We start from the raw sequence: 16,643 nt of genomic DNA on the forward strand, positions 1-16,643 counted from the left end.
CGCTTCATTGACTGTCCCGTTCAATTGGGTAGGGACGCTATCGCCCGCGACATTCCGATTCAAGTTGAAAAGGTCCTGCATCGGAAAAGCGGCGCTGCGGCGGTGGTTTGTGCAACATTCAGGCTAGTGGTCGTGGCGGTGGTGGATATCGGGGTAGTGCGGATGGGCGTGTTTTTGGGGGACATGCCGATGGGGATGGGCGTGCGGCTCGCTGCCGTCCCACGCCAAGTCGTGTCCGTGCTGGTGATGGTCGTCATGCTTGTGCGCGTGGACGTGGTCCATTGGCTCGTGCTCGTGTTCATGCCCATGCGACTCGGTCAGGTGCAGCCAGATGCCGCCTCCCATCAGGGCGGCCGCGATCCAGAAGGTCGCGCCAGGCGCCTCGGCCAGCATGACCAGCGATATCGCCGCGCCAACGAAGGGGGCGGCCGAAAAATAGGCGCCGGTGCGGGCGGTGCCGAGGTGGCGCAAGGCCAATACGAACATGACCAGGCTCAGCCCGTATCCGCAAAAGCCGACGGCGCCAGCCGCAAGGGCGGTGCGGGCGCCCGGCAAGGCGTAGCCCAAGGCCAGGGCAAGCGCGATATTCACGGCGCCCGCCACCAGGCCCTTGAGCATGGCGATCTGCAGCGGATCGCTGGCGGAGACTTTTCTTGTCAGGTTGTTGTCGATCGCCCAGCACAGGCAGGCGCCGAGGATGGCAAACGCTCCCCACGGCACGCCCAGGACCGGGACTTGCTCCCAAGACAGCAGGGCGCCGGCCGCGACGATCAGCAGCATGCCGATGAAAATCCTGCGATCGAAATTTTCCTTGAAGACGAACCACGCCAGCATGGCCGTCAGTACGCCCTCCATGTTGAGCAGCAAGGATGCGGACGAGGCCGGCATCATGCTGAGCCCAAGCATCAGCAACACCGGACCGGCCACACCCCCGGCGGCGATTGCGCCGGCCAGCCACGGCAGGTCTGGTGCGGTCAGGGCGACTGGCTGGTCCACCTGGCCGCGCTGAAGCAGCGCGCGGACCAGGAAGCAGGCGAACAGGCCGACCCCGCTACCGAGATACAACACGCCGGCCAGCGAAACGGGCGCCACCTGCCCGACGAACACCTTGGCAAAGGGCGTACTGGCGCCGAACAGGGCAGCGGCCAGCAGTGCGTACAGCACGCCCTTGTGAAGACCCGCTTCGCGGATCGATACGTTTTTCATCCCCAGCCTTTCAATGGTCGGATTGCGGCGCCAGGCGCTTGCTTGAGCACGAACTCGCCGGTGTGTAGACGCTGGCCAAGGCCATCGCCGTGCGCTTGAGCGCATCGGCCGCCACGTCAAGGTCCAAGTGTGGGCGCCCCTGTACCCAACTGTCGACAAGCGAAAGCTGGGCATCGGCTATTTGCCGTGCGATCACCTCATGCGGAACGCGCGCAAGGCCGGCCGGATGGCGCTTGAGTCGGTCAGCAATGAGATCGGCCAGCGTGTGGCCAAGCAGAGGCCGTGTCGGCCAGCCGAGCAAAACCCGCGCAATCTGCTGATTATCCCGAAAATGCCGGAGCAGGGCGGTCACGGACCCGGCCGACACGGTTGGAGCGACCAGATCGGCCAGGATCGAGAATGGCCCGACAATGCTGGCCCGCAAGAGATCGTGCTTGGTCCGGTAGTGCTCATAAAACGTCGAGCGGCCGACATTGGCGCGGTCAGCGACGGCGCCGATCTTGAGCGCCTCGAAGCCTTGCTCCAGCAATAATTCAACAAACGCGCCGTGCAATGCCGCGCGCGTGCGCAGGCTGCGGCGGTCCAGCATGTCATCAGCCATGAGATCCTTTCATTGACGGACAATGTGGCGGTTTTGTCCGTTAGCGGATGAAACGGGAAAGTGCTCCGCCACTGTATGCGGCGGCAATGATATTACTGGGGCTCCAAGCAAAAAGTAAAGGAATCCCATGCATTTACCAGCAACTGTTCCCCTCCCGTCGCATCGGCGCAGGGCCGCTCTCGCCATCGCCGGCACCACTGGTCTTGCGCTCGTGGCCCTGTCCCATCATCCCGTTGTGGCGAAAGCGTCCTCCGTTCAAGAAAGCCTGGCTCAGCTTGTCTCGCTGCAACTGATGGATGGCGTCGTGCATGGCGTGCTCATGGTCATGCTGGCGATGCTGGCCGGCGGCTTCGCGGTGTTCAGCGCGCTGCTCGGGCGCTGGCGCCCGCCAGTGATCATTGCGATGGCCGGATACGGCCTGGGCTGCTGCATCGTTGTCGGGGCGATGCTGCTCGATGGCTTTGCAGTGCCCCAATTGGCACGGCAGTTTATCGCCGGGCCGCAAAGCGAGGTCGACCTTATCTACGTCGTCCTGCGGGTTATCGGAACCATCATTCAAGTGCTGACCAAGGCGGGACTGCTGTCGATGTGCGCCGCATTTCTGGCGTGGTCGTATGCCCTGGCATCCGCGCCCGCTTGGCCGTGGTCGCGTTGGTGCGCGGCGCTGGGGTTGGCGGCGGGTCTGCTTCCCGGCCTGTTCATCCTGCTTGCCGACGTGCGCCTCACGCCAGCCAGCCTGATGGCGATTTTTGGGGTGCATTCCATCTGGAACCTGGCAGTGGCGGTCTTATTGGTCAGGTCCGGCCGAGTTACGTAACGTTGTTCCCCCCCTCGATACGCTCTTGATTGAACGGCCGGCATGAGGTCTGATGTAACCGCTTCGTAAAAGGACACCGGGCAGAGAAGGGGGCGTGCGGCCAACCCGGGCAACAGAGGCGCTCCGGGGATCGGGAACGAGGCCGGCCATCGCGATGCCGAACCTGCACTGGCGCGCGCTCTGGAAGAGTCAAACGAATGCAGCGCGATCTCGAAGCGCGCCTTGCCGCCGAAATCCAGGCGTTCAGGAGCAAGCGGCAGCGCGCCAGAGCGCAGAAAAGCGGGCGCTGGACATCCAGGAAGATCCAGTGAAACCCGCCAGCGGCGCCACGAACACCAAATCGAGCAGCTGCAAGCAGATGTGCGCCAGTTACAGCAGACAACCGTCGTGAAACAGGCCTTACTATTTAAATCGACATTACCCGAAATATTGTCGATTTAAGTTACGGGTTTGCGGGCAGTTATGACCTGTTCCGCTCAAGCCGCCAATCAATCGCAATTGGGCATTACGCAATTGAGCATTACTCCCGCTGGCCGCGCCAAACGTCAATCAGCTGTGTACCGTGCCGGTGATTTCCAGGTCCAGAAGACAGGACCGGAGGCCACAAAATGGGCACTCTATCCAGCCCGGCGTGTATTGGCTGGCGGCCATCGGTTCATGGTCTTTGGCCGGCCAATCCATTTCTTTCTTCAGCCAAGCCAGACGTCCCTTGGCTTCAAATAGCGCGATGGCGTGCGATTCAAAGCGTGAGTCGGCGCGCCAATCCTGTTTCCATGCGGGGCTGGCTGCGTTGTTTGTATTGATGAACGCGATATAGCCGTACGTGCCGTCGTCACGCCTGACAAACTCGGCCCGAAAACGGCCGTCCGCACTGACGATTTCATCGATCTTATTCATTCAATACCCAACATCTTCATTCCCCAAAATCAGGTAAGAGAAGCCATCCGGGCATCCACGTACACCCACGCCTGCCTCCCTGAAGCCAACGCTGCCAACACGCGCCGATAGGCGTCGACTTCATACGCGTCGGCGTGGCCGAGCTCGGCGTCAGTGACGTCAAACGCTGTTCCTTGCACCCGGTCTTCGGCATTATCACTACGCCGGACGATTGGATGGTGCGTTTTACCGCTCGTGGTGACGACCTCCTGATCATCAATTTTCACCATGGACTGCGCAAAGCCAACCAGGGCATCTGGTTTCCCGGCGAGCAGTCTTCCGAATGTGGCGAGCTGGACGCCTTCTTTGTTGCTGAGCATTCGGACAGTCGAGCCGAAGATAACGTCACCCTTAGCCTTTATTTAACATAATATAGATTATGCGAAGTTAAGCGAGTAAAGCTAGCGATTGTAAATACTTTTCAAAATGCAAGAAAAGTAGCTCTCCTTTTGGCGCGTGTACTTCGCCGATCTGAACGCTCTGTCCGTGACTGGCTTTCTGACGCTGCACGCGTGCCGTGATGGGTTCCGGAAATCCTACGGCTGAAGACACTTGCGCATGACAATCCGGCGGTAGCCGACCAGGGCGCCATCGTTGAGAACAAGCGGTTTGGCCACGTCCTCCCGATCGCTCAATCCGAACTTAGCCTCCGAACTTAGCCCTAACACAGTGTGAGTTAGAATGGTGTTGCGTTTCGGGCCAGCTTCTGCGCGAAATGGATAAATATTGTGTACTGAAGGCGTTGCTATTCAATGTTAAAAAATCGAACACTTCGGCCACCTACTCACGGACGAAGATAATGGAGGAATGCATGAGTGTGAGACCGAAGATCATTTGGAAGGTGCAGTTGCCATTCCATTTTTTCTATCTCCTTTTGGCACTGATCGGGCTGTGGAGAGCACATACTCTGTGGGGATTTGTCTTGCCCGCCGTTTCGGTAGGAATAACGGCAATAGTAGCCTGGGGCATTGATAAGTTAAAGGCGGGCAAAAATCAGCCATCAGTCGCATATGAGCAAATCGAGGACTCTCCGCGCTAAAAGGCTGCCCTTATCCGTCCACCCGTGCGTGCCGATATGCGGGCGCAAGCGCACATCATGAATGCGTTTCATGTGAATCCTCTGTCTGGAACAGATGTAAGGATCGTCGACATCCTTGAGCACTTGAAATGCATTGCTGTGTCCTGGTCTTGCCGGCCAGCTGATCCAGCGTCATTGGTATTCGATTTCTGGAAAATGCATGGGGACCACGACCTGCACCTTTCGATCCATTCGCGCTGATCCGCCAAGCCTGATCCTCCCCTCCTCCACCGGCCCTGGATCCGCACCCTGCGATCGGGATCTTCTTTGCACCGCGCGGGCGCATGGCCGGCACACACGGCGCATGTCAGCATGCACCATCCTAACGCCTCGATCGAAACCCCTATGTCGCGCATCAACGTGCTGGTGGCAGCAACGCCGTCCGATCTGGAGGCAGAAGGCATCGCCGCCGCTGTCGCCGGCTATGCGGACCTGACGCTGATCGAAGGCCGCGCGCTGGCACTGGACGAAGTCGACGACTGCCTCGAACGGATTGCCCCCGGCGAAGCTTGCGCGCTTATCCTGCTCGGCAACAGCGCGGCCGTCGAGCAGACGGGCCGGCGCCTGCTTGAGGGCCGCGCCCAGCTGGTCGTGCTGCGCGTCGATATCGTCGACCACCTGATCCACATTGCGCAATACGCCTCGCGCGACAAGTCGCTTGAACTGGGCTCGCTGCTGGCCGCCTTGTGCGATCTGGTGTCGCATGCCGGCGCCGCACCCGGCGAACGCATGACGCGCTTCGCCGTCCACGCCGCACCCATCGCGCCGCCGCCAGCCCGGCCGCTGCTGCACAGCGCGATCGACTGGATCCACACGCTGCTGCGCAACAGCGCCTCGAACCAGCCCGGCGGCAACGGCGACATCCCCGGCTACACCATGACCGCGGCGACCATCACCGGCCTGCTCGAGGCCCGTCCGGCGCATGGCGCGCCGCCGCTGGCGGCCGAGCTCAGGCAAGCCGACCAGGCCTTGAGCGAGGCCTTGCACGGCGCCGACGCCCACGCCGAACCGCTGGCCGCCGCAGCAACCGTCTTCGCGCTCAGCGGCCTGGAGTTTCGCGTGCTGCTGCTGGCCCTGGCGCCCGAGCTGGACCTGCGCTACCAGCGCTGCATCGGGCTGCTGCTCGACGACCTTGGCCGCCGCGTGGGCAGCCTGGCCCTGTTCATGGCCCTGCTGGGCGAGCCGTCCGAGGTGCGCTGCCAACTGGCGCAGTCGGGCAAGCTGGCGCGCTGGCGGGTACTGGAAAGCCGCATTCCCGGCCTGCCCGGCGCCGACGAGGCCCTCCATCTCGACCCGCCCCTGCTGGCCTGGCTGCTGGGCGCAAGCGAGGCGCTCGATGCCGATCCTTGCGTGCGGCGCGCCCTGCGCCTGGCCGCGTGGCCGGGCGCCAGCCTGTTCGAGCAGCCGCTGGAGCGCCAGTTCGCGACCGCCAAAATCAGCCATCTGCTGACCGAACCCGAGCCAGGCGACCCGGCCCGCTTCATCCTGTTCAGCGGCGACAACGCCGCCTGGAGCGCCTTGCTGGAAGCGGGCGCACAGGCCAGCGGCGTGGCCGCCGTCCGGGTCGACGCCACTCACCTGGTGGGGCTGGACCCGGCCGGCCTGGAGGAAACCGGCGTGCGCCTGGGGCGCCTGGCGCGGCTCACCCGGCGCCCGCTGCTGTTCGACGCCAGCGCTGCCGAAGCCTCGGTCCAGGCCGACGATGCCCTGCGCCTGGCGCTGGCCGCCATTGGCGCGGCGGGCGGGCGCAGCGGCATCATCTGCACCGAACCGGCGCGCGTGGTGCGCCTGCTCGGGCAGGCCCCCTTCATCCTGCTCGACCAGGGCGCCATCCGTCCTTCCAGCCGCCTGGCCAACGTCAGGGCCGCCGCCGCGCGGCTTGGCCTGGCGGCCGACGACAGCGCGCTCCAGCTGCTGGCGCGCCAGTACCCGCTCGAGGTGGACGGGTTCGAGCACGCCATGCGCCTGGCCGCCGCCAGGGCCAAGACCGGCGAAACGCCAGCGGCCGCCATGGAGCGCTTCGTCAACGCCTGCCAGCACGTGGCCGCCGAAGGCGTCTCGCGCATGGCCGAGTGCATCGAGCCGGCCTTTGAACTGAACGAGGTGATCCTGCCGCCCGACCGCGCCAGCCAGCTCGACGAAATCGTCGACAACGTCAGGCTCGCGTCGAAGGTGCTCGAGGGCTGGAAATTCGGCGCCCAGCTGCCTTTCGGGCGCGGCGTGACGGCCCTGTTCCATGGCCCCAGCGGCACCGGCAAGACCATGGCCGCGGTCAGCATCGCGCGGCGCCTGAACACCCGCATCCTGCGCATCGACCTCTCGCGCGTGGTCAGCAAGTACATCGGCGAAACCGAAAAGAACATCGACCGCATTTTTCTCGACGCGCACCGCTCCGGCGCGGCCATCCTCATCGACGAGGCCGAGGCGCTGCTCGGCAAGCGCAGCGAAGTCAAGGACGCGCACGACCGCTACGCCAACATCGAAGTGGCCTACCTGCTGCAGCGCATGGAAACCTACGAGGGCCTGGCCATCCTCACCACCAACCTGCGCCAGAACCTCGACCCGGCCTTCCTGCGCCGCCTGCGCTTCGTGATCGACTTCCCGCGCCCGGACACCGAGGCGCGCGAAAAGATCTGGCGCCGCTGCCTGCCTGGCGGCTCGCACGAGATCAGCGACGCCGCCTTCCGCCACCTTGCGCGCAAGGTCGACATGACCGGCGGGCATATCCGCCAGATCACCCTGCGCGCCGCTTTCCTGGCGGCGGCGGCCGACGTCATGATCGGCATGCCGCATATCATCCAGGCCACCAGCGCCGAGCTGGGCAAGCTGGGCATGGCCGCCATCGACCTCAACCTGCCGGGCAACCGGCTGGCGGCATAGCGAGGCGCGCATGAACTACGAAGCCATCTACAAGGTCAGTATCGCGCTCAGGGAGCGGGTGCAGCAGGCGTACGCGGCCGCCGGCGGCGCCGGCAACGGCGTGTACGTGGGACCGCTCGACGATGCCGACGCGGCCGGCCACAAGCTGGTCCTGTTCCTGTACCGCGTGGCGCCCAACCCGAGCCTGCGCAACACGGCGCACACCGTGCCGTCGCCCGCCGCGCCGCCGGTCAGCATCACCTACAAGGACGCGCTGGCGCTCGACCTGTACTACCTGCTCACCCTGGGCGACGCCGCCGGCGAGGCGGCCGACCTGGAGCAGCTCAAGTTCCTCGGTTCGGCGCTGCAGACGCTGCAGCGCGATCCCATCCTGGCCGGCATCGCGGTCGACCATGAGCCGGTCAAGGTCTCGCTCGATCCGCTCGGCAACGACGACATGAGCCGGCTCTGGGCCTTGTTCCCCACCATGAACTACCGCACCTCGGTGGCCTTCCTGGCTTCGCCCGTGTGGCTCGATCCGCGCGATCCCGGCACGCCGGCCGCCCCGGTCATCGACGAGCGGCTCGATGCCGGCCACCTCGGCCGGGCGGGGCGGGCATGAGCCGCCTGATCGCCCCCGCCGAAAGCGCCTGGCGGCGCCAGGTGCTGTTCGCAGCCGAAGTGCTCGACGGCGTTACCCTGACGCGCATCAGCGCCGGCATCAGCGTCAACGCCAGCGCCCTGGGCCAGGCGCCGGTGCTCAACGCCGGCGGGGTGTTCGTCTGGCTCGACGACGGCCGTCCGCTGGCGCCGCAGCAGGTGACGGTCGACCCCGGCCTGCTGCCGTACCAGGGCGCGAGCGTGGCCTCGCCTGTGCCGCCCAAGCGCCTGGTGCAGATCGCGCTGGCGCCCGCGCGCGCCTACCCCTTCCAGGCGGGAACGACCGCGCTGCGCTTCTCGCTGATCGAATCGGCGTCCGGCGCGCCGGTGGCGGCCGCCCATGCCGAGGTTTTCCTGCGCTGGTTCGACAGCGGCGCCTGGGTCGATGCGCCGCTGCGCTCGCGCACCGACGCCCACGGCGACGCCAGCGTCACGCTGCGCTTTGGCCGCGCCGAGGAACCCGGCAAGGACGGCGCCGGCCGGCTGCGTGTGCGGCTGTGCGCGCACCGCGCCGGCGCCACCACCATGTCGGCCGAATTTGCGCTGCCGGAGGGACGGGTCACCGACATCGCCCCGCCGTTTGCCTTGAACACCTTCTTACCGTGACTTGTGACCGAGGGGATTACTGACATGATCAACGATCAACACCAACAGTGCGGCGCCGCCGGCAACCCTGAGCAGCACCCTCAACAAGGGGGCAACTGCTGCCCGGGCGCGGGCGGACCGGCCGGCCAGCCCAAGATGCCCGGCGCCGCGACCTGTGCGCCGCCGGATACCTCGAAAGACCCCAAGGTGCCGCCGATCACCGGAACCGATCCCTGTCCTGCGCTGTGCCTGTGCCCGCCCGCGCCCGGCTCGACCAGCAACTGCTTCGACCAGTTGATTGCCGACCAGGCGCGCGCCATCAACGAGGCCGAGCGGGCCAAGTCGTTCAAGGCCGACCTCGAAGCGCTGCTGCAGAAGGCCAAGCTGGCGCAGGATGACTACACGACCGAAAAATACCATCTGCTGCTCGATCGCTGGAAGCAGCAGGACCGCGATATCGCCGAACTCATCCACCGCATCGTGTGCGCCGCGCCGTGCTGGCGTTGCCAGGTCGAGTGCCAGGTGTGCAGCCTGTTCAACAAGGTGCGCTCCCTCGAACTGCTGCTCAAGGGACGCCCCGACCAGCGTTACGACAAGGCCTATTGCCTGTACGACCAACGCTACTGGCAGGAACGCGACCTGGCGCTCAAGCAGGCGGCGTTCGACCGCGTCAAGCGCGTGCTGACGGTCTGGGAAAAGCCGGGCGCCGACATCGAGGCGGTCCTCAACGAGAACCTCAAGCTGATGGCCGGCGTCAAGGAACTGGCCTCCGATTCGGCCAAGGGTCTGTACGACGTGTTCATCCGCTTGCTGCCGCTGCATCTGGCGATCGCCCCCCCGGCGTCCACGGCCGTCACCGTGATCGACAAGAAGTACACCGAACTGTGCACCTGCGGCGCGCAGGATCCGGACGACTGCTGCGGCCCGGACGTGGGCCCGCAAAGCGTGCGCATGCAGATGCTGGACCGGCATGCCTACCTGGTCGAGCCGGCCAAATACTTCCCCATCATCTGTTGCCTGGTCAATCACCGCTACCTGCCGGTCAAGGACGCCCTGGCCAAGGCCGAAGCGGACCTGAAAAGCACCGACGCCGAGATCAAGCGGGTCGCCGACGAGATCAAGGCGCGCATGGACAGCATCGAAAAGGATGCCAAGGCCGAACTGGCCAAGCCCTTCGACTGCAGCAAATACACGCCCGTGCCGCCCTGCGACGGCGCTCAACGCACGCCGGCAACCTGACCTTGGAGAACCAACATGGCTGAATACCTCACTCCCGGCGTGTATATCGAAGAAATCGAGCGCGGCCCGCGTCCGATCGAAGGCGTGCCCACCAGTACCGCAGCCTTCCTCGGCGAGACCGAGCGCGGCGCCATCAAGCCGCGCATGGTCACCAGCTACAAGGAATACCAGCGCTGGTTCGGCGGCACCTTCGGCGACGCCAAGTTCATGCCGTACTCGGCCAGCGGCTTCTTCGAGAACGGCGGCAAGCGCCTGTACGTTTCCCGCATCGTGGGCGAGAACGCCACCGCGGCCGAAGCGGCCTTCGGTCCGTTCATGGTGCGCGCCGCCGGGCCGGGCAGCTGGGGCAAGCGGGTCTGGGCGCGCATCGACGACAGCACCACCAAACGCCCCGATGGCGGCGGCGTGCCGCAAGCGGTCGGCTTTCGCCTGCGCTTTGCCTTCTGGTCCAATCCGGCGCCCGGTTTCGTGCCCTTCGATCCGTTCGCCGAGCCGCTGCGCCCTCCCCGGCCTGCGCTGATCGAGGACTTCGACGACCTGGTCACCGACGCCGCCTCGCCCGATTTCCACGAAAAGCGCATGCAGGACAGCTCGGCCCTGGCCACCCTGTTCAAGATTGCGCCTGGCGGCGCCGACGCGCGTCCCGCCAACGGCTCGAGCGCGCTGGATCAGGCCGGGCTGGATGATCCGGCCCCGATCGACGTCGCCGACTACCAGGGCGAGCTGGTGCCGGGCGCCGCGCGCGCCGAAGCGCAGGGCCTGGCCGCGCTGGAACTCGATTCCTGCCGCGAGGTGTCGCTGGTGTACGCGCCCGATGTCGGCGCCGACGTGGCCAAGGCCATCATCAGCCACTGCGAGCGCATGCGCTTCCGCTTTGCCGCCGTCGATGTCGCCAAGGGCAAGGGCGACGCCGCCGCGCTCGACCCGCGCACTAGCGTGCAGGACAGCGCCTACGCGGCGTTCTACTACCCGTGGATTACGGTGTCCGACCCGCAGACCGGGGCGCGCAAGTCGGTGCCGCCCGGCGGCCATGTGCTGGGCGTGTACGCCCGCACCGACGTCGAACGCGGCGTGTTCAAGGCGCCCGCCAATGAAATCCTGCGCGGCGCGCTCGCGCTGGAGTTCGACATCAACGACAACACCCAGTCGGTGCTGAACCCGCGCGGCGTCAATGCGATCCGCCAGTTCCCCGGGCGCGGCATCCGCATCTGGGGCGCGCGCACCATGAGCTCGAACGGCTTGTGGAAGTATGTCAGCGTGCGGCGCCTGTTCATCTTTTTGGAGCGCTCCATCTACGAGGGTACGCAGTGGGTGGTGTTCGAGCCCAACGACATCACCCTGTGGGACCGGGTGACCGATACCTTGCGCCTGTTCCTGCGCAACCAGTGGCGCCAGGGCGCGCTGTTCGGGCGCACCGAGGAACAGGCGTTCTTCGTCACCTGCGACGAAAGCACGATGACCCAGGACGACATCCTGAACGGCCGCCTGATCTGCGAAGTCGGCATCGCGCCGGTCAGGCCGGCGGAGTTCGTGGTGTTCCGCATATTCCAGCACACCGCCGAAGCGCAGCGCTAAAAGGAGCAGGCATGGACCGCAACGATCCCTTACGCAATTTCCGTTTCCGCCTCGAGATCGACAACATCACCCGGGCGGGATTTAACGAAGTGGCGATCGCCGAAACCACCATCGAAGCCGTCGATTACCGCGAAGGCAGCGACCCGCCGCACATGCGCAAGCTGTCCGGCCTGACCAAGTACGGCAACATCACGCTCAAGTCGGGGGTGACGGTGGGCACCAACGCGCTCGACCTGTTCAAGTGGCACAAAGACGTCTCCGACGGCCGGGTCACGGAGCGCCGCAAGAAGGTGGTCATCGTGGTCAAGGACGAAGCCGGCGAGGACCGCGCGCGCTTCGTCGTCACCGACGCGTGGCCGGTGAAATACGACCCGAGCGACCTCAGCGCCAAGGGCAACGAGGTCTTCATCGAAGTACTTGAACTGTGCAACGAAGGCATCGAGCGCATCAAATAGCGCCAGGAGAGAACCTTATGAACGACCATGTCCGTCCCGGTTTCGCGACCGAAGTCGGGTTCACGCTGCCCAAGGGCTATGTGGACGCCGGCGGCACCTTGCACCGGCAAGGCGTGATGCGCCTGGCCACCGCCGCCGATGAAATCCTGCCGCTGCGCGACCCGCGCGTGCAGCAAAACGAGGCTTACCTGATCGTCATCGTGCTGGCGCGCGTGCTGGTGCGCCTCGGTTCGCTGACCGATATCGACACCAGCACCATCGAGGGCCTGTATGCGTCCGACCTGGCCTACCTGCAGCAGCTGTACGAACGCCTGAACGCGCCCGGCGAGCTCGATGCGGATCCCGCCCCGGGGGGAGCATGAAGGCCTATCCCGTCAAGTCGCTGTACGAGGAGATGGCCTTCATCGCGATGCATTTTCACTGGTCACACAGCGACCTGATGCAGCTTGAGCATCGCGAGCGGCGCCGCTGGTGCCGCGAGATATCGGCGATCAACCGCGCCCAGTCCGGCGCGCCGGCCAACCCGTTCGAGCTCTGACAATCATGGCAACCCGGCCCGACCCCTTGCGCGGTTTCCGTTTCATCGTCGAGATCAACGGCATTCTCGCGGGCGGCTTCCTGCGCGCCAAGGGCCTGTCGCAGGAGATCAAGTACGAGTCGCGCCGCGAGGGCGGCGTGAACCACTACGAGCACAAGCTGTTTACCCAGGTGGCGCACCCGGTGCTGGTTCTGGAACGCGGACTGGCGTTCGAGCTGCTGTGGCGCTGGGCGCACGACGCCGCCGAGGGCCGCATCGAGCGCCGCACGATCTCGGTGCGCCTGCTCGACGAACAGGGCGGCAAGGGATGGACCTGGCATGTGGACCACGCGTTTCCGGTCAAATGGTCGTGCGCCGACCTGGACGCGAACGCCTCGCAGGTGGTGATGGAAAGCGTGGAATTTGCCCATCACGGGCTGAGGAAAGGGATATGAAGCCGTTCCGGCCCGCCATCGCACCGTTCGCGCCGCGCAGCGGCGCCTGGCGTGTCACTGTCACGCGCGCCGCCCGTGGCGGCGCGCGCTGGCCCGCGCTGCGGCTGCAATGGCGCCGCAATGCCAGGGCGCAGGGTGTACCCGCCACGGCCGGCGCCCGGCTGCTTTCGGCGCCGTCCTGGGCGGCCGCCATCGGGCTGCATGTGAGCGTGCTGCACCAGGTCACGAACATGTTCCCGGCGCGCACGCAGGCGCTGCCCGGCGCGCCGCCGCCGACGCGGCTGGACATGTCCAGGGCTGCGCACGGCGCGCCACGCCATGCGGCGGCGGCCACGCCAGCCATGCCAGCGCCCCGTGCGCGCGCCCTGCGCGCCCTGGCGCCGTCCGCATTGGTGTGGCGCGCATGGCGCGGCACCGCGCCAGCGGCGCCCGCCGGGGCTGCCCCGCGCGGCGCGCATGCCTTGCTTGCCGCGCCAGGCGGAGCGCGCATGGCGCTCGCGGGCCGCGCGCCGGCGCCGCAGCTGGCATGGAAAGCGACACCGTCGCCGTTGCGGCACGCCGCGCTGCGCGCCGCCACCAGCCATCGGTCGCCCGAGGCGCCTTGCGCGGCGGCGCTGCGCCATGCGCGCGCGCCCACGCTGGTGTGGCGCAAGGCCGCTGCCGCACCCAGGGCGCAAGAAGGCCAAGCGCGCGCCGCCGGCGCGCCCATGCTGTTGGCCAGCGCCGCCGACAGCGCTCGCGCCGCGCCCGCTGTCGCCGCGCCGGGGGCCGCCCTGCCCGCGCCGGTGCGCCAGCAGCTCCAGGCCACCTCGCTCGCCCCCGCGCTGGCCGAGCGCCTGGCCGATGAAGTGATCCGCCGCGTCGAACGCAGCATGCGCATCGAGCGCGAACGGCGCGGCCGCTAAAGGACAACCATGACCGAGGCCCAACTGAAAAAGGCGACCATCACCGTCCTCGAAGGCGACGACAAGGACAAGGTCATCAGCGTGCTGTTCAACCCGAACGAATACACCTTCGAGCGCGCCAACGCCTACAAGGCGACGCCGGTGCCGGGCCTCAGTTCGCCGATCCTGCAGTTCGTCAACGGCGAAGCGGACCAGCTCTCGATGGAGCTGTTCCTGGACGACTACACCGATCCCGAAGGCCCGGCCTCGCGCGAGAAGCCCGAAGCGCACCCGGTGATGAACCGCATCCGCGCGATCAGCAAGCTGCTTGCCATCGACAGCAAGATCCACGCCCCGTCGCCGGTCCGTTTTAACTGGGGACCGCTGGAATTTACCGCGATTATCGAAAAGCTGAGCCGCAAAGTCACCATGTTCCAGCCGGACGGCACCCCGGCGCGCGCCACCTTGAACGTCACGTTCAAGGAGTACCGCACGCTCAAGCAGCAAATGGAAGCGCCGCGCCGTGAATCGGCCGACAAGAGCAAGCGGCGGGTGGTGGTCGGGCGCGACCGCCTGTGGCTGCTGGCGGTGCGCGAATACAACGATCCGAACGAGTGGCTGCGCATTGCGCAAGCCAATGACCTGGACGACCCGCGCGAGATCGCGCCGGGCGACTGGCTGGAACTGCCACCGATGGAGCATCCACATGGAACTCGCAACACTTTCTAAGCGCTATGGCGACTTTTACGTGCCGGCGTTCGCGCTCCGGGTCGACCGCGAGGACCTGGTGCGCGACACCCTGGTGGCCGTGAGCCAGGTCTCGGTGGACCTGATGCTTGGCGGCGCCGCGCGCTTCAGCTTTACGGTGACGAACGCCTATAACATCGAGATGCGCGCCTTTGCCACCGGCCGCAACAAGAAACTGCTCGACATTCTCACCTTCGGGGCCGAGGTCGAGGTGTGCATGGGCTACGGCGATGCGCGCGCCACCCCGCTCGTGCTGAGCGGGGTGATCACCGAAATCTCCACCAACTTCCCCGACGCCGGCACGCCCGAGCTGGAGGTATCCGGTTACGACCACGCCTTCCCGCTCACCACCGGGCGCAACTCGCGCACCTGGTCCAGGGCCAGCGACAGCGACGCGGTGCATGATATCGCCAGCTTCCACAACCTGCAGTCCGACATCCAGGCCACCAGGGAACAGCGTCCGCAGATCGAGCAAAACCAGGAAAGCGACTTCGATTTCCTGAAAAAGCTGGCCGACGCCAACCACTTCGAACTGTTCGTCGATGCCCAGCGGGTGCTGCATTTTCATCCGCCGCACGACCGCGGCGACGCCGTCGTGCGCCTGGCCTGGGGCGAAGGCCTGATCAGCTTCAAGCCCGAAGCGAACCTGGCGCGCCAGGTGTCGCGGGTGGAGGTGTACGGCTGGGACCCGGCGCGCAAGGAAAAGATCGTCGGGGTGGCGCGGGCCGGCCAGGAATCGGGCCTGGAAGCGCAGGGCAACAGCGCCGGGCAGCACCTGAACGCGTTCGTGCGCGACCAGTCCAAGCAGCCCGCGCTGCGCATCCGCCAGCCGGTGTTCACCCAGGCCGAGGCCAACCAGCGCGCCGTGGCCACCCTCAACGAGCGCGCCAAGGAGTTCCTCACCGGCGAGGCCGAAGCCATCGGCCTGCCCGAGATCCGGCCCGACCGCAACGTCTTCCTGGACAAGCTGGGCCAGCCGTTCTCGAAGACCTACTACGTCCACCAGGCCACCCACAAGATCGACGCCAACGGTTACCGCACGCGCTTCAAGGTCAAGGAGACTGGATTATGAACATCATGGAAGCGGCGCGCGACACCGAGACCGAGTCCGGCGGCAGCGTCAAGGGCGTGGCCATCGGCCTGGTCACCCAGAACAACGATCCCGAGGGCCTGGGCCGGGTCAAGGTCAGCTATCCGTGGCATGACCAGGCGCGCGAAAGCTACTGGGCGCGCCTGGCCGCGCCCATGACCGGCGACGGGCGCGGGCTGGTGCTGATTCCCGAAGTGGGCGACGAGGTGCTGCTGGCGTTCGAGCGCGACGACCTGCGCTTTCCGTTCGTGCTGGGCGGGCTGTGGAACGGCCAGGACAAGCCGCCGGTGGCCAACGGCGACGGCAACAACGACAAGCGCCTGTTCAAGTCGCGCAAGGGCCACCAGTTGCTGTTCGACGACGGTGCGCGCGGCGTGGTCGAACTGTCCCTCGACGACGGCAAGAAAGTGCGGATCGACGACGACGGCATGCGCTTCGAGGATGGCAAGGGCAACACGTTTTCGATCGACAGCAAGAACGGCGCGGTGACCGTCGAGGCGGCCGGAAAGCTGACCCTCAAGGGCGCCACGGTGTCGATCCAGGCCAGCGGCACGCTCGACATCAAGACCAGCGCGATCATGAACCTGAACGGTTCGCTGATCAAGCTGAACTGACATATATACAGGGAGGCGGCATGGGACAAAGCGCAGCCAGGGTGGGCGACAGCACCAGTCACGGCACGCCGCTGGGGCCGGGGCCCGGTTGCCCGACGGTGCTGATCGGCGGGCGGCCGGCCTGGCGCGCCGGCTCCGACACCCATGTCTGTCCGCTGTTCAACGGACCGAGCCCGCACGTGGGCGGCATGGTGGCGATGGGGAGCACCAGCGTGCTGATCGGCGGCATGCCGGCGGCCCGCATGGGCGACTCGATCGTCGAAGCGGGCGCGCCGAATACCATCGCGGTCGGCGACGCCACCGTATTGATAGCTTAGGAGCAGCG

General features: G+C 66.1%; 19 protein-coding genes. 15 read left to right on the forward strand and 4 right to left on the reverse strand.

What is annotated here, in order from left to right; translation table 11 throughout:
• Nucleotides 1–123: 123 nt before the first annotated feature.
• Nucleotides 124–1,206 carry a DMT family transporter gene (locus F1735_RS20260; protein ID WP_229505876.1) on the reverse strand — a complete coding sequence of 361 codons (1,083 nt, stop codon included), beginning with the start codon at nucleotides 1,204–1,206 and terminating at the stop codon, nucleotides 124–126.
• Nucleotides 1,207–1,216: 10 nt separating this feature from the next.
• A complete protein-coding gene (locus tag F1735_RS20265) occupies nucleotides 1,217–1,807 on the reverse strand; it encodes a TetR/AcrR family transcriptional regulator (protein ID WP_167238629.1) in 591 nt (196 codons plus the stop codon).
• A gap of 127 nt (nucleotides 1,808–1,934) precedes the next feature.
• Here F1735_RS20265 and F1735_RS20270 point away from each other — a divergent pair, with 127 nt between their 5' ends.
• Nucleotides 1,935–2,624 (forward strand): hypothetical protein, encoded by a 690-nt coding sequence (locus tag F1735_RS20270; RefSeq protein ID WP_167238630.1) that lies wholly within the window; start codon nucleotides 1,935–1,937, stop codon nucleotides 2,622–2,624.
• A gap of 549 nt (nucleotides 2,625–3,173) precedes the next feature.
• Here the strand turns inward: F1735_RS20270 and F1735_RS20275 are convergent.
• Nucleotides 3,174–3,521: a hypothetical protein gene (locus tag F1735_RS20275; protein WP_167238631.1), complete on the reverse strand. Its 348-nt coding sequence runs from the start codon at nucleotides 3,519–3,521 to the stop codon at nucleotides 3,174–3,176.
• A 29-nt stretch (nucleotides 3,522–3,550) separates the two neighbouring features.
• The gene (locus tag F1735_RS20280) at nucleotides 3,551–3,880 is read right to left on the reverse strand and encodes a gamma-glutamylcyclotransferase family protein (RefSeq protein WP_167238632.1); all 330 of its coding nucleotides are present in this window, start codon (nucleotides 3,878–3,880) and stop codon (nucleotides 3,551–3,553) included.
• Nucleotides 3,881–4,950: 1,070 nt separating this feature from the next.
• Here F1735_RS20280 and F1735_RS20285 point away from each other — a divergent pair.
• Genes F1735_RS20285 through F1735_RS20350 form a run of 14 tightly spaced genes read left to right on the forward strand, consistent with a single transcriptional unit; the run spans nucleotide 4,951 to nucleotide 16,635 of the window.
• Nucleotides 4,951–7,518 (forward strand): ATP-binding protein, encoded by a 2,568-nt coding sequence (locus F1735_RS20285; RefSeq protein ID WP_167238633.1) that lies wholly within the window; start codon nucleotides 4,951–4,953, stop codon nucleotides 7,516–7,518.
• A gap of 10 nt (nucleotides 7,519–7,528) precedes the next feature.
• Nucleotides 7,529–8,119 carry a Pvc16 family protein gene (locus F1735_RS20290; RefSeq protein WP_167238634.1) on the forward strand — a complete coding sequence of 197 codons (591 nt, stop codon included), beginning with the start codon at nucleotides 7,529–7,531 and terminating at the stop codon, nucleotides 8,117–8,119.
• A complete protein-coding gene (locus tag F1735_RS20295) occupies nucleotides 8,116–8,763 on the forward strand; it encodes a hypothetical protein (RefSeq protein ID WP_167238635.1) in 648 nt (215 codons plus the stop codon). Before F1735_RS20290 ends, F1735_RS20295 begins: the two co-directional genes overlap by 4 nt.
• 24 nt (nucleotides 8,764–8,787) lie before the next feature.
• Nucleotides 8,788–9,981 (forward strand): hypothetical protein, encoded by a 1,194-nt coding sequence (locus tag F1735_RS20300; protein ID WP_167238636.1) that lies wholly within the window; start codon nucleotides 8,788–8,790, stop codon nucleotides 9,979–9,981.
• A gap of 15 nt (nucleotides 9,982–9,996) precedes the next feature.
• Nucleotides 9,997–11,556, forward strand: a complete 1,560-nt coding sequence (locus tag F1735_RS20305) for a phage tail sheath family protein (RefSeq protein ID WP_167238637.1) — start codon at nucleotides 9,997–9,999, stop codon at nucleotides 11,554–11,556.
• A gap of 11 nt (nucleotides 11,557–11,567) precedes the next feature.
• A complete protein-coding gene (locus F1735_RS20310; RefSeq protein WP_167238638.1) occupies nucleotides 11,568–12,011 on the forward strand; it encodes a phage tail protein in 444 nt (147 codons plus the stop codon).
• Nucleotides 12,012–12,028: 17 nt separating this feature from the next.
• Nucleotides 12,029–12,373: a hypothetical protein gene (locus F1735_RS20315; RefSeq protein WP_167238639.1), complete on the forward strand. Its 345-nt coding sequence runs from the start codon at nucleotides 12,029–12,031 to the stop codon at nucleotides 12,371–12,373.
• Nucleotides 12,370–12,549 carry a DUF6760 family protein gene (locus F1735_RS20320; protein WP_167238640.1) on the forward strand — a complete coding sequence of 60 codons (180 nt, stop codon included), beginning with the start codon at nucleotides 12,370–12,372 and terminating at the stop codon, nucleotides 12,547–12,549. The genes F1735_RS20315 and F1735_RS20320 overlap by 4 nt, the downstream gene beginning before the upstream one ends.
• A gap of 5 nt (nucleotides 12,550–12,554) precedes the next feature.
• Complete coding sequence (locus F1735_RS20325; RefSeq protein ID WP_167238641.1) at nucleotides 12,555–12,983, forward strand: phage tail protein; 429 nt, start codon at nucleotides 12,555–12,557, stop codon at nucleotides 12,981–12,983.
• Nucleotides 12,980–13,888, forward strand: coding sequence for a hypothetical protein (locus F1735_RS20330; RefSeq protein ID WP_167238642.1), 909 nt, complete (start codon nucleotides 12,980–12,982; stop codon nucleotides 13,886–13,888). The genes F1735_RS20325 and F1735_RS20330 overlap by 4 nt, the downstream gene beginning before the upstream one ends.
• A 9-nt stretch (nucleotides 13,889–13,897) precedes the next feature.
• Nucleotides 13,898–14,596 (forward strand): CIS tube protein, encoded by a 699-nt coding sequence (locus F1735_RS20335; RefSeq protein WP_167238643.1) that lies wholly within the window; start codon nucleotides 13,898–13,900, stop codon nucleotides 14,594–14,596.
• Nucleotides 14,574–15,686 (forward strand): phage late control D family protein, encoded by a 1,113-nt coding sequence (locus F1735_RS20340; RefSeq protein ID WP_167238644.1) that lies wholly within the window; start codon nucleotides 14,574–14,576, stop codon nucleotides 15,684–15,686. The genes F1735_RS20335 and F1735_RS20340 overlap by 23 nt, the downstream gene beginning before the upstream one ends.
• On the forward strand, nucleotides 15,683–16,318 hold the full coding sequence (locus tag F1735_RS20345) for a phage baseplate assembly protein V (RefSeq protein WP_167238645.1): 636 nt from the start codon (nucleotides 15,683–15,685) through the stop codon (nucleotides 16,316–16,318). Before F1735_RS20340 ends, F1735_RS20345 begins: the two co-directional genes overlap by 4 nt.
• Before the next feature lie 20 nt (nucleotides 16,319–16,338).
• A complete protein-coding gene (locus F1735_RS20350; protein ID WP_167238646.1) occupies nucleotides 16,339–16,635 on the forward strand; it encodes a PAAR domain-containing protein in 297 nt (98 codons plus the stop codon).
• The last annotated feature ends 8 nt before the right edge of the window (nucleotides 16,636–16,643 follow it).

This window comes from Massilia genomosp. 1 (assembly GCF_011682185.1).
GTDB lineage: Bacteria > Pseudomonadota > Gammaproteobacteria > Burkholderiales > Burkholderiaceae_D > Telluria_A > Telluria_A rubra.

Excerpts from the sequence above, each read along its gene's own strand:
- F1735_RS20330 (WP_167238642.1), top strand. The coding sequence starts at position 12,980 with ATGAAGCCGTTCCGGCCCGCCATCGCACCGTTCGCGCCGCGCAGCGGC.
- F1735_RS20350 (WP_167238646.1), top strand. The coding sequence starts at position 16,339 with ATGGGACAAAGCGCAGCCAGGGTGGGCGACAGCACCAGTCACGGCACG.
- F1735_RS20305 (WP_167238637.1), top strand. The coding sequence starts at position 9,997 with ATGGCTGAATACCTCACTCCCGGCGTGTATATCGAAGAAATCGAGCGC.
- F1735_RS20320 (WP_167238640.1), top strand. The coding sequence starts at position 12,370 with ATGAAGGCCTATCCCGTCAAGTCGCTGTACGAGGAGATGGCCTTCATC.
- F1735_RS20260 (WP_229505876.1), bottom strand. The coding sequence starts at position 1,206 with ATGAAAAACGTATCGATCCGCGAAGCGGGTCTTCACAAGGGCGTGCTG.
- F1735_RS20345 (WP_167238645.1), top strand. The coding sequence starts at position 15,683 with ATGAACATCATGGAAGCGGCGCGCGACACCGAGACCGAGTCCGGCGGC.
- F1735_RS20335 (WP_167238643.1), top strand. The coding sequence starts at position 13,898 with ATGACCGAGGCCCAACTGAAAAAGGCGACCATCACCGTCCTCGAAGGC.
- F1735_RS20275 (WP_167238631.1), bottom strand. The coding sequence starts at position 3,521 with ATGAATAAGATCGATGAAATCGTCAGTGCGGACGGCCGTTTTCGGGCC.
- F1735_RS20300 (WP_167238636.1), top strand. The coding sequence starts at position 8,788 with ATGATCAACGATCAACACCAACAGTGCGGCGCCGCCGGCAACCCTGAG.
- F1735_RS20295 (WP_167238635.1), top strand. The coding sequence starts at position 8,116 with ATGAGCCGCCTGATCGCCCCCGCCGAAAGCGCCTGGCGGCGCCAGGTG.
- F1735_RS20270 (WP_167238630.1), top strand. The coding sequence starts at position 1,935 with ATGCATTTACCAGCAACTGTTCCCCTCCCGTCGCATCGGCGCAGGGCC.
- F1735_RS20325 (WP_167238641.1), top strand. The coding sequence starts at position 12,555 with ATGGCAACCCGGCCCGACCCCTTGCGCGGTTTCCGTTTCATCGTCGAG.
- F1735_RS20310 (WP_167238638.1), top strand. The coding sequence starts at position 11,568 with ATGGACCGCAACGATCCCTTACGCAATTTCCGTTTCCGCCTCGAGATC.
- F1735_RS20280 (WP_167238632.1), bottom strand. The coding sequence starts at position 3,880 with ATGCTCAGCAACAAAGAAGGCGTCCAGCTCGCCACATTCGGAAGACTG.
- F1735_RS20265 (WP_167238629.1), bottom strand. The coding sequence starts at position 1,807 with ATGGCTGATGACATGCTGGACCGCCGCAGCCTGCGCACGCGCGCGGCA.
- F1735_RS20340 (WP_167238644.1), top strand. The coding sequence starts at position 14,574 with ATGGAACTCGCAACACTTTCTAAGCGCTATGGCGACTTTTACGTGCCG.
- F1735_RS20315 (WP_167238639.1), top strand. The coding sequence starts at position 12,029 with ATGAACGACCATGTCCGTCCCGGTTTCGCGACCGAAGTCGGGTTCACG.
- F1735_RS20285 (WP_167238633.1), top strand. The coding sequence starts at position 4,951 with ATGCACCATCCTAACGCCTCGATCGAAACCCCTATGTCGCGCATCAAC.
- F1735_RS20290 (WP_167238634.1), top strand. The coding sequence starts at position 7,529 with ATGAACTACGAAGCCATCTACAAGGTCAGTATCGCGCTCAGGGAGCGG.